The sequence below is a fragment of the Enterobacter cloacae complex sp. ECC445 genome (assembly GCF_021892025.1).
GTDB lineage: Bacteria > Pseudomonadota > Gammaproteobacteria > Enterobacterales > Enterobacteriaceae > Enterobacter > Enterobacter chengduensis.
On the sequence record NZ_JAKLRZ010000034.1, the window covers coordinates 1 to 13,943 of the forward strand.

General features: G+C 47.4%; 14 protein-coding genes. 4 read left to right on the plus strand and 10 right to left on the minus strand.

What is annotated here, in order from left to right; translation table 11 throughout:
* Positions 1-100: 100 nt before the first annotated feature.
* Positions 101-1,150 (minus strand): phage major capsid protein, P2 family, encoded by a 1,050-nt coding sequence (locus L6R44_RS21660; protein ID WP_058651655.1) that lies wholly within the window; start codon positions 1,148-1,150, stop codon positions 101-103.
* A 23-nt stretch (positions 1,151-1,173) separates the two neighbouring features.
* Positions 1,174-2,010, minus strand: coding sequence for a GPO family capsid scaffolding protein (locus L6R44_RS21665; RefSeq protein ID WP_069733249.1), 837 nt, complete (start codon positions 2,008-2,010; stop codon positions 1,174-1,176).
* Positions 2,011-2,169: 159 nt separating this feature from the next.
* Here L6R44_RS21665 and L6R44_RS21670 point away from each other — a divergent pair, with 159 nt between their 5' ends.
* The 3 genes from L6R44_RS21670 to L6R44_RS21680 all read left to right on the plus strand — a co-directional run bounded on the left by L6R44_RS21670 (position 2,170) and on the right by L6R44_RS21680 (position 7,295).
* Positions 2,170-3,900 (plus strand): terminase large subunit domain-containing protein, encoded by a 1,731-nt coding sequence (locus L6R44_RS21670; RefSeq protein ID WP_193360335.1) that lies wholly within the window; start codon positions 2,170-2,172, stop codon positions 3,898-3,900.
* A complete protein-coding gene (locus L6R44_RS21675; RefSeq protein ID WP_237425389.1) occupies positions 3,900-4,958 on the plus strand; it encodes a phage portal protein in 1,059 nt (352 codons plus the stop codon). The genes L6R44_RS21670 and L6R44_RS21675 overlap by 1 nt, the downstream gene beginning before the upstream one ends.
* A 558-nt stretch (positions 4,959-5,516) precedes the next feature.
* Entirely contained in the window at positions 5,517-7,295 is a 1,779-nt protein-coding gene (locus tag L6R44_RS21680; protein WP_237425390.1) for a hypothetical protein, read from the plus strand.
* A 100-nt stretch (positions 7,296-7,395) separates the two neighbouring features.
* On the opposite strand, the gene L6R44_RS21685 is transcribed toward L6R44_RS21680, so the two are convergent.
* From L6R44_RS21685 to L6R44_RS21720, 8 genes are all read right to left on the minus strand, one after another.
* A complete protein-coding gene (locus L6R44_RS21685) occupies positions 7,396-7,986 on the minus strand; it encodes a hypothetical protein (protein WP_237425391.1) in 591 nt (196 codons plus the stop codon).
* Complete coding sequence (locus tag L6R44_RS21690; protein WP_237425392.1) at positions 7,983-8,390, minus strand: hypothetical protein; 408 nt, start codon at positions 8,388-8,390, stop codon at positions 7,983-7,985. The genes L6R44_RS21685 and L6R44_RS21690 overlap by 4 nt, the downstream gene beginning before the upstream one ends.
* Positions 8,391-8,710: 320 nt before the next feature.
* Positions 8,711-11,125, minus strand: coding sequence for a replication endonuclease (locus tag L6R44_RS21695; RefSeq protein WP_237425393.1), 2,415 nt, complete (start codon positions 11,123-11,125; stop codon positions 8,711-8,713).
* A 36-nt stretch (positions 11,126-11,161) separates the two neighbouring features.
* A complete protein-coding gene (locus tag L6R44_RS21700) occupies positions 11,162-11,335 on the minus strand; it encodes a hypothetical protein (protein WP_165771746.1) in 174 nt (57 codons plus the stop codon).
* A complete protein-coding gene (locus L6R44_RS21705) occupies positions 11,335-12,321 on the minus strand; it encodes a DNA adenine methylase (protein WP_045346973.1) in 987 nt (328 codons plus the stop codon). Before L6R44_RS21705 ends, L6R44_RS21700 begins: the two co-directional genes overlap by 1 nt.
* Positions 12,314-12,481 (minus strand): hypothetical protein, encoded by a 168-nt coding sequence (locus tag L6R44_RS21710; RefSeq protein ID WP_155738256.1) that lies wholly within the window; start codon positions 12,479-12,481, stop codon positions 12,314-12,316. Before L6R44_RS21710 ends, L6R44_RS21705 begins: the two co-directional genes overlap by 8 nt.
* 80 nt (positions 12,482-12,561) lie before the next feature.
* A complete protein-coding gene (locus L6R44_RS21715; protein WP_127353156.1) occupies positions 12,562-12,843 on the minus strand; it encodes a hypothetical protein in 282 nt (93 codons plus the stop codon).
* Positions 12,844-13,056: 213 nt separating this feature from the next.
* Positions 13,057-13,518 (minus strand): hypothetical protein, encoded by a 462-nt coding sequence (locus L6R44_RS21720; RefSeq protein WP_237425394.1) that lies wholly within the window; start codon positions 13,516-13,518, stop codon positions 13,057-13,059.
* Between the two features lie 122 nt (positions 13,519-13,640).
* On the opposite strand from L6R44_RS21720, the gene L6R44_RS21725 reads away from it, so the two are divergent.
* Positions 13,641-13,940 (plus strand): helix-turn-helix transcriptional regulator, encoded by a 300-nt coding sequence (locus tag L6R44_RS21725; RefSeq protein WP_045346978.1) that lies wholly within the window; start codon positions 13,641-13,643, stop codon positions 13,938-13,940.
* Positions 13,941-13,943: the final 3 nt, after the last annotated feature.

Here is a 13,943-nt window from a genome sequence, read left to right on the forward strand (position 1 = left end):
CCCCCGGCGCGTCCCCATTAACTTTATAAATCGGTTTTGGGGGGGTTTAAACCCTCGTATTTCCCCCCGGCGTGGGGGGGCCACCCCCCCCCCGCTTCTGTCACTCGCCTGCCGGTTCGGCCTGGGCGAACTGAATGCCGTCAATGAACGCAACATTGCCGTAGTCTTCAATGACGAAGTCATCGTTTGACGACTGATACGTTGCGACACGGTTGTATTCCGGCTCTTCTTTGATCGTCCGGCGCAGACCGCCACGCTGGTAGTACACCGACAGGTTTTTGAACGGCGTGATCAGCACGCCATTTACCGGGAAGTAAGGCGCGATAAAGGTCGGCATATTGCCTACGCGCTCCTGCGCGACAATAAGCTGACCGGCCAGCATTTCGGTATTCGGGTTGGTCTGGCTTAAGGCGTTGATGGCCGAGAAATTGCTGCTCGTCAGCAGGTCGCCCGCCAGAATCACCACGTTATCCGGGTTACGTTTGTGCCATTCATCCATCAGGCTGTTTTTGGCGTCGTACACCGCAGCGCCAATGTTGCCGTAGGTGCCTTTTGCAACAATCTTGTTATCTTCATCGCGCGAGGTGATCGTCACATTGGAAATGACGCGGTGCGGCGCTTCCTGGCGGATTTTTTCCAGCCAGCCAATGCCACAGTCCTGCAACAGCGGGTTAGCGGCACGGTCAGACGGGTCGCTGTACTTCACGCCGTTAAAGCCAATCATGATGCGGTCAAGCGACATCTGGCGGGCCATCGCCTTACTGATCAGCGGCTGGAACTCCGGCATGTGCGCCCACGCATCAAGCTGTTCATAGCTGATGCCGTAGTCATAGTTGACCTTGCGGCACATGTAATCGAACGGCTCCATTGAATGATTTGAGCCAGGGTTGCGACGACTGGTAACACTGTTATTAACGCCAGCCATCGGGCCTTTGCTGCCGATCAGGACTTTCTGACCGATCTGCTGGTTGACGCCAAAAACGTTAATTTTGCTCAGGAAAGAATCATCCTGCTGTGCGGCCTGCTCAAGGCGCTGCTGACGCGTCGGATCTACGGCAAATTTTGCAGCAACGGCGGCGGTTGATACGCCGTTGAGCTGTGCCTGCCGGGCGATGTACTGATCAAATAGCTGGCGGGTATTGTTATCCATGTTCTCTGCTCTCTTTGTGAATATCAGTAATCAGCCAGTTGCGCGTTAGCGCCACCGCTCGCGGGTGCCCGCTGGCTGAAATTGCCGTCTGTGCTTCCCAGCTTGCTGGTCAGCGCGGCAAGGTCGGAGGTCAGCTTCTGAATGGCCTGGCTGTCCTGCTCGCGGGCGCGGCTTAGGTCGTTGAAGCTGTCCAGCAGAACGGCATGGGACTGGGCGACGTTCTCCACGGCGTCACGCACCTGGCTGAATTGCTCACCGTCAGATTTACGGCCTTTGCCGATAATCCCCATGACGCGCGCGAACCACTGTTTACCCTCATCGCTGCGCTGCTCAGCCAGTTCGATGATTTCTGCCTCAATGGCATCGGTGAACAGCGGGGCTTCACCCTGCTGATTGTTGAAGGACATAACCTGCTGACGCTGCTGCGCGGCAAACTTCAGACGCTCGGTGCCGAGGCTCGCCGGGGTATCGGTCATTGCCAGCCCCATGACATAAGCCTTGCCGTTAAGCGCAAACTGCGGGTGCAGCTCAATGCTGGAGTAAATTTTCTTACCTTCTTCCGTCAGCTTCTTCATGCGCTCAGAAGGTTCAATCTCGGCGTAAAGCGCGGTGCGTCCGGCGAGCGGGCCTTCGCTGATATCTTCAGCACTCAGCGCCGTCACATCCCCCATTGCGCCGAAATCACTGCCGGGGAACGGTGAAAGATAGTGCTCCACGTTGACGCGTGCGCCGTACACGTCCGGGCTGTAGTTTGCTGCTGCATCACGAAGGTGCTCAGGGCGAATCTCACGCCCGTCAACGGTTGCACCAGAGACAGCAACGCGGAATTTCTTACGGGCTGGTTTAGCTGCGCTAGCCATGTCGATAATCCTGTTGAGTGGTTTCTGTACGGTCATGATGGCAGAGCGTAACTTGCTGTCTCAACGAGGTTTTGTTGTCGGAGGAAGGCGAGACCTTAAAGTGGGCGATAGGGGGATCGCGCGCGGGGTAATCTTCACCACATCAACGGTGGAGGGCAGATGATACAGGACGCTTTTGTACGTCAGAGAGCAAAACAACTTTACTGGCAGGGCTACCCGCCAGCGGAGATCGCGCGTCTGATGGGAATTAATCAGAACACAATTTATTCATGGAAAAAACGCGATGAATGGGATGAAACGCCGCCCGTCCAGCGCGTCAGCCAGTCTATGGATGCCCGCCTCATCCAACTGACGGACAAGAAAGACAAGACAGGGGGAGACTTCAAAGAGATTGATCTGCTTACCCGGCAACTGAAAAAGTTGTCTGACGGACACCAGGCAGAGACTGGAGCGGGCAAAAAGCCGCGCAAGCGCAAGCAGAAAAATCACTTCACCGAAGAACAGATCGTCGCGCTGCGGGAGAAAATACTGGATTCGCTGTCGTGGCATCAACGTGGCTGGTATGAGCAACGCCACCACCGAAACCGCATGATACTGAAGTCCCGCCAGATTGGCGCAACCTGGTACTTTGCCCGCGAGGCGTTACTTGATGCGTTGCGTGATGATGTGAAATACCCGTACCAGCGCAACCAGATATTTCTGTCTGCATCCCGCCGCCAGGCTCACCAGTTCAGGGGATTCATTCAGAGAGTTGCCGAAGAGGTAGATGTTGAGCTTAAGGGGGGCGACAAAATTGTACTGAGTAACGGCGCAGAGCTGCATTTCCTCGGCACGTCTGCGGCGACGGCGCAGTCCTATACGGGCAACCTGAAGTTTGACGAATTCTTCTGGGTCAGCAACTTCACCAATCTGCGAAAGGTTGCAGGTGCGATGGCAACGCTGAAGGGGCTTACGCGTACCTACTTTTCCACGCCGTCAGGCGAGACCCATGAGGCCTACCCGTTCTGGACGGGCGATCGCTGGAATGAGAAACGCCCGAAGGCACAGCGCAAAGCGTTTGATGTGGGCTGGAAAACGCTGAACAGTGGCTTGTTATGCCCGGATAAAACCTGGCGCCAGATTGTCACCCTGAAGGATGTGATAGAAAACGGCTGGGAATACACCGACCTTGAAGAGATCCAGGATGAAAACAGTGAGGATGAATTCCGCAACCTGTACATGTGCGAGTTCGTTCGCGATGGCGAGTCAGCCTTCAACCTTAACGCACTGATTGGCTGCGGAGCAGATGGTTATGACGAATGGCCGGACTGGAAGCCTTTCGCGTCCAGGCCGATGGGTAATCGCCCGGTCTGGATAGGCTATGACGCCAACGGCAGCAGCGGCAACGGTGACAGCGGCGCGATTTGCGTTGTGGTTCCGCCACTGGTGCCGGGCGGTAAATTCCGCACGGTGGAAACGGAACAGGTGCGCGGCCTTGAATTTGAAGAGCAGGCGAAAGTTATCGAAAACTTCACCTTCAAATACAACGTTCAGCATGTCGGCATCGACGTGACGGGCGGTAATGGTGAAGCCGTTTACCAGATAGTGAAGAAGTTTTTCCCGATGGCGATGCCCTACACCATGTCAATGACGTCAAAGCGCGCCCTGGTGCTGAAAATGCTACAGCTGATCCGCGCCGGGCGATGGGAATATGACCGCAGCGAGCGCGCCCTGATAAACGCCTTTAACTCTGTTCGCAAGGTAAAGACGCCGGGCGGATTCATCACCTATGACACTGACCGCTCGCGCGGCGTCAGCCACGGGGATTTAGCCTGGGCGACTATGCTCGCCATTATTAACGAACCGCTGGGCCAGGAGAGTGGCAGCGGCGGGTTTGCTATGGAGTTCTGATGAAGAAGCGCACCTACAAAAACAAACACACTGCCAGCAGCGGCAGTGCCGGACAGCCTGATATCTCTGACGCGCTCAGAAGCGATCCGGCGCTAAGAGCCTTCACGTTTGACGGGCCATATTCAGTGACAGACGGCTACGATCTGCTGGACAGCATGTGCTGCGTCGATAACGGACGGTACTACGAAACACCAATAGACTGGAAGGGGTTAATCCGTGCGTTCGCACAATCCCCGCTGCATCAGTCGGCGCTTTACTTCAAACGCAATGTGCTGACCGGGTGTTATATCCCTCACCCATTACTCTCACGTCAGGCCTTCTCTGCTTTTGCGCTGGACTGGTTTGTCTTCGGCAATGCCTACCTTGAACGTCGCTCTAACCTCCTGGGCGCACCGCTCAAACTCCAGCATGTTCCGGCCCTGAACACACGGCGGGGGAGTGACCTTGATACTTACTGGTTTATCCGGCAGTGGAAAGATGAATACGAGTTTAAGACGGGGCAGATCTGCCACATCATGAACCCGGATATTCATCAGGAAATCTATGGTATGCCTGAATACATGGGGGCGCTGCTGTCCGCCAGCCTGTCCCATTCTGCCGACAGGTTCCGCAAACTCTACTATGACAACGGCTCTCACGCCGGATGTATTCTCTATGTCGGTTCGGAGAAGGTGGATCAGGAAAGCATAAAGGTGGTGCAGAAGACGCTGTCGCAGGCTAGAGGTAAAGGCTCCTTCAAAAACGTGCTGATCCACGCACCGGGCGGCGGCAAAGACGGCGTGCAACTGTTGCCGTTCAGCCAGATATCGGCAAAGGATGAGTTTCTTAACATCAAATCAGCAACGCGCAACGATTTACGCGACGCTCATCGCATCCCGCCGCAACTGATGGGCGCAATGCCGGAAGGCAACGGCTCGCTAGGTGATGTTGAGAAGGCCGCGCGCGTCTTCGCCATTAACGAAATGTTGCCCGTGATGGAAGCCATGAAGGGCGTCAATGACTGGCTCGGTCAGGAAGTGATTCGCTTTAATCCCTACGCTCTGCTCAAAGACGAGTGATCCGCACCATCCGCCGCACATCCTGCGGCGGTTATCCTTCAGTAATTTTCAATCTTCGCATGACCGGCCACCACCCGATCACCGCCCGGTACGACCTTTAACGCCCCTCACTCAGTGCGCATGCGCGCCATTCTGGCTGGTGCAAACTGCAATCGACCCGTACGCATCCATAATCGAGAAAGCGCGCGCAGAAAGCAGGGAAGGCCAAAGCATGGCATTTAAAGGCATCCCCTTCAGACCCCTGTCGCGTGGGCTGTTCCCCCGTCACCTGCGCGCGACATTTGCTTCGCTTTTTGTGCATTTGGCGCTCCGGTGCCAGTCCGCACCGCCACAGGGCGGAAAGGACAAAATTAGCTTCAAAAAAATTGTGCAAATTTGTGCATAAATGTGCATTAATATTACGAGCTAAGATTTATTATAACTTCGATTGAGTGTTAGGAGTTATTCTCTATTTACTGAGGCTGATATTGGAAAGAACAAGCAAGGTTCTTTTTGTGGCTAAAAGGTTTATGCGTGTTTTGTTAAAACATTGGACGCAATTATATGCTAGGAAACAATATGATTTTAGAACGTGCAGTGGATACAGTAAAAAAATTTAGAGGTAAAAGATTTCGTCTTGATTTTTTGTTTCTTTTTTTAACTACATGGACATTGATAAGTGCCGGGTCATTAGCACAGGCTTATATATTTAAATTCATTACTAGTGATAGCTATTCAATTTATAATAGTGCATTCGAAAGTGCTATAAATAAAATGCCAGATATAAGTGGGTTTATAGTTGAAATGTACTCATTGAATTATAATTTCAACTATGTGGCGGCGTTATTCATCGTACTTGTTGTATTATCATTTCAAACTGGTGTTCAGGTTTTTTTTGCTGGGCTGATAGGTTCTTTTCTGCTGATATCTATTGCAGATACTTTCTCATTAATGATATATGGTGGAATGTCCTTTCAGGCGTTGGCTGAATGTTACATATCCAACTTAATTGGCTCGCCAATAGTTTCTTCGTACTTGGTGTGCATTTTTTACATTAAGAAGATGTGTTTAAGTAAAACTAATGTTAATAATTTCATGCAGCACTTTACAAGCTATGTATTATATCTCATTATTTGTATGTCGATAACGATAATGAGCTATTATTTAGTTTGCTTTTTCTACCGGCCTACAGTTGTGGATTTTAAAGTCTCTACGTCAAAGAAAATATCTGGGGTTTATTTTATGACTGATTCAATAGATCCAGCGGCAAAAAAAAATCAAGAAAAATTTTCTATTTTAGGTAAGCCTGTACAATTAGAAAATGCAGTGAGCGTTTATGGGAGGTCTGATGGTATTTATTCTGAATTTAAAAAGAATGAAACATATAAAATAAAAATTAGTCTGTTGACGAATTGTGTTGATGGTATAAATTTGAATGGAGTCAATGATTCCCTGACCTTTGAAAATGTTCAGTCATTTTCTCTTAAATCATCAGATGATATGTCTATAATAAATATAAAAGATAAGGATGGGCATTTTAAAAGTAGCGATGAAATAGTTAATATGTTTTCAATTAATAACAACGCATCAGGCGGTGTATCCGTCAACAAAAAAAATAATGGGGCATTATATTATTATCCTTCTGATTCTAATTCCAAAATATATTTTATGAATTCTTCTGCAGATGGAGAAAGAAGTCAACCTTACAAAAAAATATCATTCACCTTAAATATCAATGGATTAGATAAAATTTTTGAGGTGAGGGTAGGAAAGTTGAGAAATGAAAATAAAAATAAAAAATTAATATGTAAAAATGAAAATATCAATAAATACAGTAAGGCGGAACATCTGGATATAGATGAGGCGTTACTAGTTGGTGTCTTAGTTGATTTAGAACCGGAATCAAAAAGAAATTTATTCTCACCAGTCGTAAGTGCCGATGATAGTCATTTTGTTATGAAAAGCTCTTTGCTTGATATAGTAATCAAGGATGCCAAAAAAGAAAATTCATTAAGAGAGTTTTATGATAGTGGCTACGTTGGTGGATTCCTACTGTATTCATTTGAAAAATTATCTTTAAATGGTAAAAATGTTGATTCTAATGATACTGATACTGTCATGTTTTTAGGGGATGATATATACGCTCATATTTCAGAGGACAATAATCTAGTTGTTTCCGGGAGGGCTAATCTATTCTATCGAAATTCTATACGTGAAAATAAAACATTATGGGAGCTCTCTAGTGAGAATACGACTATTTTGGGACTCTTTGGTACAGCAATTCTTGGGTTGGTTGCGTGGCTGAGTAATAAGTTACTAGGCGCAATTAGAAAGGATGAAAATATTAATCATTTTTAGAAAGTTAAGAATAAACTTGAGGAATCATAATCACAAGTTTTTACCAATTTTCCATTAGAGTATAAAACGCTCACCTAAACTAAAGGTGAGCGTTTACTTATTATTCGTCAAATGGGTAATCTTTCGACAAGGTTACGTAGTTATCTACAAGCCAAGATCTTATTTTTTTTGTGCTCTGAATATCTGATGGCAGATGTTCATGTATCATCCACTCGCACGTTCTACGAGTAGTTTTTGATAAATCGCCCCCGCCTTTGGCTTTGAGAGCGTTAAGGAAATAAAGAATTTCATACAACTCTTTTCTATTTAGACGTTGATTGTCTGAGAATATAACATCAGGATTGTCAGATACAGACTCAGCATTATTAGTATATTCATCTTTATAGATTAGATCTTTTACTACCAATTTACCCATGTCATATTTTTTTCTTCCCATGAAAGCCCATGATTTAGATGTTAATAAACCTTGTCGATTATCAGTAATTTCTGCGATTAAGTGTCGCCCTTTGCTTTTATTGTATTTGTTAAATGAAGCGCTTAGATCCTTAGCAGAAGCATCGGAGACTATGTAAAAGGAATTAGGCAAGTCGTAACGCCAAGAACGAATTTTGTCCTCATTTTCGATCCATGTTTTGACCTGCTCCCTTGAACCAGCAGTGTCGGAGTAATTGAAGATATATAATTTAATCACACAGACTCCTTATCAATTACTTTTTCTTCATTGGAAATTGCTGGTCTAGCATCAAGGCTTATAATTTCAGGATTAGAAATCACTTCTAAGCTACGAACGTCAACAGGCCCAAGGGAACCTTTTTCCTCAATCAATTCAAGGGCTTGCTTCTTTAGTTGGTAACCCTCAGATTGAAGTCTATCTGGACTTCTTATCGCAAAATATGCATAAAACATAATTGCTGCGGTGATCGGTGCAATTGCAGCAAAACTGAAAACCCATGAAATCTCTCGCTCAGCATAAAAGATAATCAGAAGTGAAGGCAATGAGATCAATCCACAAATCCAAAGCATTGGATTCAAGACATTTTTAACTGTAACTTTTTCTATAGAACTCTGCGTTCTTATACCCAATCGGTCAAACATACGATGCCTCACAATACCTTGAGTTATTTTTTATCCATGAACATCCAAATGTATTCTGGCTCTTGATGGGGTTTCAAGCAATAACAATTATGAGGTGGTGGTAAACAAAACATTTTTAAGGCAGTTTTGACTAAATTGCACTCAATCTGTTTTTGATAAGCCTAAATTTTTGGCACCTAGATACAATTAATTCCTATCTCTCTATTCTATTGAAATAGCTAAAAGTATGATAGTTTGATTTACTATTTGCAAGGCAGAACTCGTTATGCGCAATTGAATGTAATGACGCAACCCATTGAAATTAATGTATTAAATTCAGTTTATGATAGTGTTTTTCGCCAGCGTTTGATTAATAAATCAGCTTTATGCAACGCAATTGTTTTGCGCCAACGCATATCTGCACCGGTCACAATCAATTCCCCCGTTCCCGGCTTAGCCCGATATGTCGTATCAAGTGCCGTTACTTCTCCCCCTTGAGCCAGCTTTATCGCCTGTACCGGATTGATTGAAATTTTTCTTAACTTCGCCCACCTCATAATTTCCTTGGCCAGGGATTCAACTTCCTCGCTTACCACGCTTTCTTCCAGGCGAAGAGCATGTGCTGCCTTCATATAGCTTTCAGCCCTGGCCCGGTCATAGTCGCTGCAATCACCGGCAGTAATGCTTAAAGCGAGCGCTTCAAACAGATCAGCAGGTGAAACACGCTGATTTGATTTGTGGTTTCTGATGTCTTCGGCAATCTGTTCTCTCTGATCTCTGCTTAACTGACCGATTTCAAATTGTTCTGGCTGCACTTCGCCAGCTGGCACAGTGAGATTTGGCGGATAAACAGGTGGTGAATCTGTGTGTTTTTTGTACTTAGTACAGTTATTGACACGAGTCCAAGAGGGCGCAGACGCGCCCTTAAGGTCAAAATCCGGATCGGCGTGGTCTGAAGATTTAGGTTTCATCTTCACAATTCGATAAGAATGGAGGCGCGTTTCTACGGGCGGAATGCTGGAAGCAGGCATAACCAAACCCTTAATAGATTTCTGATATTCGCCATAGCTGGTCGGCTCGTTTTTGTATTGATACCAGGCGCGGAGGACAAGCCTGGAGCGGGAAACAAAAGGGCCTCCCTGCAAAGTGATGTAACCCTGCCAATCTCCCGCATGAGCCGCGCGATGCAGCTCTCCAAAGACAGGGCTAACTTTGTCAGCTAACTCCTGATTTCTCAGGCGACGCAGCTCACGCCAGACTGACACTGGCGCTCCCCCTACAAACTGGAATTGCCGTATACCCCAGCATGACGCCCAGGCTGTTGCGTGCTTAGCGGTTTCCTTCAGAGGGCGTCCACTTTCATGATCGCTCTCGCCGTCAAGAGCGTAACCATCAATGTTTTTTGAGATGTATTTGACGACATAACCCGTAGCGCTACCAAGAGCTGGATCAATCGGCTTAAGTTCAAAGCGGGGCTGCTTACCAGACTTGCCAGTTAGCTCTTCCGCATCCTCACGCGTTGCGTAGTCTTCCATAACCTCTTTCAACTCCGCAGTGTGCTCTGGGGCTGTAAACAGCAGGCCATGCCAGTGCGGAGTACCGTCATGATGGGATTCAGCTACACGAAGACCGAAAACAGGAATTTCGCGGCGTGCGAGTTCAGCGCGAATCTGTTGCCAAATTTGATTGAGATACCGCTGTGAACGGCGTGGGCTTGCTCCGTTCCACTTGTGGTTACGGTGTCCAAACGCGGTATAGGCATGATATTTAGATGGGGCCGTGAGCGTGAAGAAACTTCCGGCATAACCGCTTTCCGTTGCCACCTTCTCAAAACCACCAATACGCGTCATAAGTTCTACACGGCGTTTTTCAGGGTTCGATACGCTTTTATCAATCTGCTCTATCAGCGACATGCGCTCACCAGTAACCTGATCTTCAAGTTCCAGGCGGCTCATGATTTCCCTGCTACGTTTGCGGCGCGCATCCCACTGTTTAACGTGATTTTTGCTGCAATAGGGGGAAACATCACGGCGCACATCACCAAAGGCAATATGCAGATGTTCACGCCAGCGGCGCGCGTACTTTCGCAGCAGGCGTGACCAAAAACGATCATCAAGAATTTTTCGAATTGAAGCGGCCATTTCATCAAGTGGCATTTTGCGCCGTGAAGCCCAGGGCGCGATTAGCCCGAAGTAAGCAATTAGCCTTGAGCCTTCACGCAGCATTCGTTTGCTGTAATCCACAGGGCTAAGTACAGCACAGGTTTCACTCACTTCAGCTAAGGCAGCATTTGCATAAATAGCGATATCCTGAGCAAGTAAATCAATATCTTCGTCCGTGCTGTCAGCCAACTGATTGAACCGGCGCGTTAGCTCACGAAGGTTTTCAAACGTATGAAACAGTGGGTCTAATTCGGAAGAAATGATCCAGTCGCTGCCAACAGGCACGGCGTATTGCTCTGTAACTGCTCGCACGTGGGGAAGGTCGCGTGCCACGATATTGCGAAGGGTTAACTTTGCGATGTGACGCCCTTTGTCAGCGTGTACGGCATTTATGCGGGAGGAAACGCGGCGGCGGATAAATGTAGGTAGTGGCTTGAGGGTATCTTCAACCCACGCGAAAAACTCCTGCTCTTGACCCAGTTCATATAGATCAACAGCGGGAGTCTTATCGACAGCGATGGCTTGTTTGGGTTCATTCCACGGATAGGCGTACCGGGCCGCCTCGTTAAAGCTGCCCGGTTTATCCGTAGTCATAGAGTGAACACGACGCGCCTGAGTCACCGGCTCACCCTAGATTGTCACAGTGTCGCCGGGCTTTACTTCCCGCGCGTCACGTTCGGAATAACTGATTATCTCGGTGTTGCTGTAACCACCCTCACTAAGAACCTCAACGCGCGTGATCCAGAAATTACGGTATGGGCGCACGTCCAGAACCTTAGTTACTACCGCCTCAACTGTATTCATCAGAACACCTCCTGATCTTCAAAAGCACCAGAAGCCACCATTTCTGAATAAGTCGTATCGCCCATTACAGCACCACAATCAGGACAGCCACCGCCTACGCGCCCACAGCAATCACAGACACGCAGAGTGCCAATCACCTCGCCAGCCAGATTACGAGTTTTAGCCCCAACTGAGCGCCGAACTTCAAAAGGCTTAAGGGTGAACGGGTAATAAATTTGGCGCGTGTCCGCGGTGTCACTACCTGAAAAAACGGACACACAACCTTCATTGTTATGAGCGGCGATTAATGCCCCAACCAGGTCACGGTGATCAGTTGCCGTGAAGGGCTTTCCATAAGCTGTGAAATCAGCCGTTGCGCTGGCTGGCAGGTATGGCGGATCACAGTAAATTACTGTGTTTTCAAATACACGGCTGGCAACAGGAATGGTGTAGCGGAAATCCGCACAAAGAAACTGAGCGCCTTTCTGATATGCCCTTTTAGCAAAGTGCTGAATCTCCGCCACAGGGAAAATTGGCTTGCGGCGATGTCCAAAAGGTACATTGAATTCATTCTTTGCATTTACACGATACAAACCGTTATAGCAGTGACGATTCAGATAAAGGAATAGGGCGGCGAATCTTATAAACTCTTCAGGATAATACAGCCTGTCATCGCGCCCTTTATTATCAGTGCAAGAACGAAAATCACGATTGAATACATTAAATTCATTTCGATACTGATAATATGATTCTTTATTATTTCCGCCTTCAAAAAGTTCAGCGGCGGCATTCAACAAACCTTCAGTGTTACTTTTCAGAATCGAATAAAAATTGATAAGCGCGGCATTGCTATCGCACAGAATATAAGTCTTATAGTCAGTATTCAGGAAAACACTGCCACTGCCCACGAAAGGCTCAACCAGGCAATCACCTTGGGGCAAAGCATCAACCACATGTGACATAGCGCGAGACTTGCCGCCCGCCCAGATAAGAGGGGAGTTAAACATTTTTACGCTCCTTGTTTACTGCGACCTGTTCTCTGTTGACGATCCAATCTTCCAGGCAGCGGTAAATTTCATTAGTGGAAAGCTTTTCTTTCTTCATCAGGTTTAATTTGATACGCAACAACCCAAGCAGGTGTGCGCGGTCATTTGTTTGAATGGTCATGTTCAATCCTCTGAAAAAAGATAAAGCGAAGCCCCGGCAAAAATGCCGTATATAGATCAGTTCAAAGTGTCGTTATTAAATCAGCGCGTGCTGTTATTCCAATACGCTTCTAATTCTGCGGAAAATAATTCGCAAATCGAACCGCCTGGAAGAATTGAAAATTGAATGCCTGTTTCTTTACAACGTACCTCAAAACCATTTCGCGCAATATCGGAAAGAGCCATACCCTGAACAACATTACGTGATCTGCTGTATTGATGATCGGGGCCGTAACCACTACGCGATAAAGTGCGCGCACCATTTTGCCTTGTCGCATTCAAACGGTTTCGAGCTTCGATAACTGCCGCTGTTGAAGTTGCCATTAGTGCCTCCGATGTAGCTGATCGATAGTCTGTCGAGCTTGAGACAATCCGAAGTCCAGCCCCAGATAATTACCATCTTTGGTTATTTGATAACGCTGACGTGAATACGGCTTTTTGCGTGGCAGCTTCAGGATTGTGAAGCCGCGATAGATTGCTGTTTTGCTGTTGATCTGGATAAGCATTTTAATCCCTGTACCTGTATACCCGCTGTTGTCATGCAATGCGGCGTTGCTGGCTGTGACTGTGCCGCTTGTGCGTTGAATGCTGGTTACCAGTTACACGGCGATATGTTTTCTTATCTCGCATCAATCGATCAATGAAGTGCTTTTCTTCCGGGGTAATCAGGGCGCGGCAGTGTGCCACTGCATCCCAATATTCTTGCAGCATGATGAAACGCTTAGGGCGCTTCGAACCAGGCATGCCTTCACGATGTACTGGCAATTGTGCGCGGTCCATCAGGTTGCGAACGCTCTTTAACGTGCGCCCAGTCAGATAAGCAAACTCAACTGGCGTGACGAAGATTTGTTTTTGCAATTCTTCGGTATTCATATCCCGGATGCTTTCAGCCTGCGCGCTGGTCATTTTGCACGTGCGAGCAACGCGGGCATTGTCTAACGGGAATTGGCGTAAATGTTGAGATCCCGAAGTTAAATTGATTTCTCGTGATTCTGTCATTTGTTAGACTCCTAAGTTAACCATTTATGAGGCTTACTAAGTTCATTTATGGCTTGTATGACATTGTCTCGACTTGAGCTAAATGTCTCGTATGTAGGTAACTATATGGAGAACTCGTAATCGTGTCAATTTCCCAAGGCGAAAAACTAGCCCTGATCCGTGACTCTGAAAGGCTAACAAAACAACAACTTGTTGATTTAGTTGGGCTTAACTACACGACTTATCACGGATATGAACGCAATAAATCCAAAATGACTTTAGAGGCAGCTGTAAAAATCTTCGGACATCCCAGATTCAACAAATATCAAGACTGGTTCATGTACGATCGGATCGACCCAAGTCGGGGCCAGATCGCACCGGCTCTCGCACACTATGGGCACGAAACAACTCAATCAGACCACTCCGGGAAACAGATTGGTTAACTT

Bases quoted from the DNA above. Each gene is read 5' to 3' on its own strand.
- L6R44_RS21670 (WP_193360335.1), top strand. From the start codon at position 2,170: ATGATACAGGACGCTTTTGTACGTCAGAGAGCAAAACAACTTTACTGG.
- L6R44_RS21695 (WP_237425393.1), bottom strand. From the start codon at position 11,125: ATGACTACGGATAAACCGGGCAGCTTTAACGAGGCGGCCCGGTACGCC.
- L6R44_RS21705 (WP_045346973.1), bottom strand. From the start codon at position 12,321: ATGTTTAACTCCCCTCTTATCTGGGCGGGCGGCAAGTCTCGCGCTATG.
- L6R44_RS21675 (WP_237425389.1), top strand. From the start codon at position 3,900: ATGAAGAAGCGCACCTACAAAAACAAACACACTGCCAGCAGCGGCAGT.
- L6R44_RS21720 (WP_237425394.1), bottom strand. From the start codon at position 13,518: ATGACAGAATCACGAGAAATCAATTTAACTTCGGGATCTCAACATTTA.
- L6R44_RS21660 (WP_058651655.1), bottom strand. From the start codon at position 1,150: ATGGATAACAATACCCGCCAGCTATTTGATCAGTACATCGCCCGGCAG.
- L6R44_RS21680 (WP_237425390.1), top strand. From the start codon at position 5,517: ATGATTTTAGAACGTGCAGTGGATACAGTAAAAAAATTTAGAGGTAAA.
- L6R44_RS21700 (WP_165771746.1), bottom strand. From the start codon at position 11,335: ATGAATACAGTTGAGGCGGTAGTAACTAAGGTTCTGGACGTGCGCCCA.
- L6R44_RS21710 (WP_155738256.1), bottom strand. From the start codon at position 12,481: ATGACCATTCAAACAAATGACCGCGCACACCTGCTTGGGTTGTTGCGT.
- L6R44_RS21690 (WP_237425392.1), bottom strand. From the start codon at position 8,390: ATGTTTGACCGATTGGGTATAAGAACGCAGAGTTCTATAGAAAAAGTT.
- L6R44_RS21665 (WP_069733249.1), bottom strand. From the start codon at position 2,010: ATGGCTAGCGCAGCTAAACCAGCCCGTAAGAAATTCCGCGTTGCTGTC.
- L6R44_RS21715 (WP_127353156.1), bottom strand. From the start codon at position 12,843: ATGGCAACTTCAACAGCGGCAGTTATCGAAGCTCGAAACCGTTTGAAT.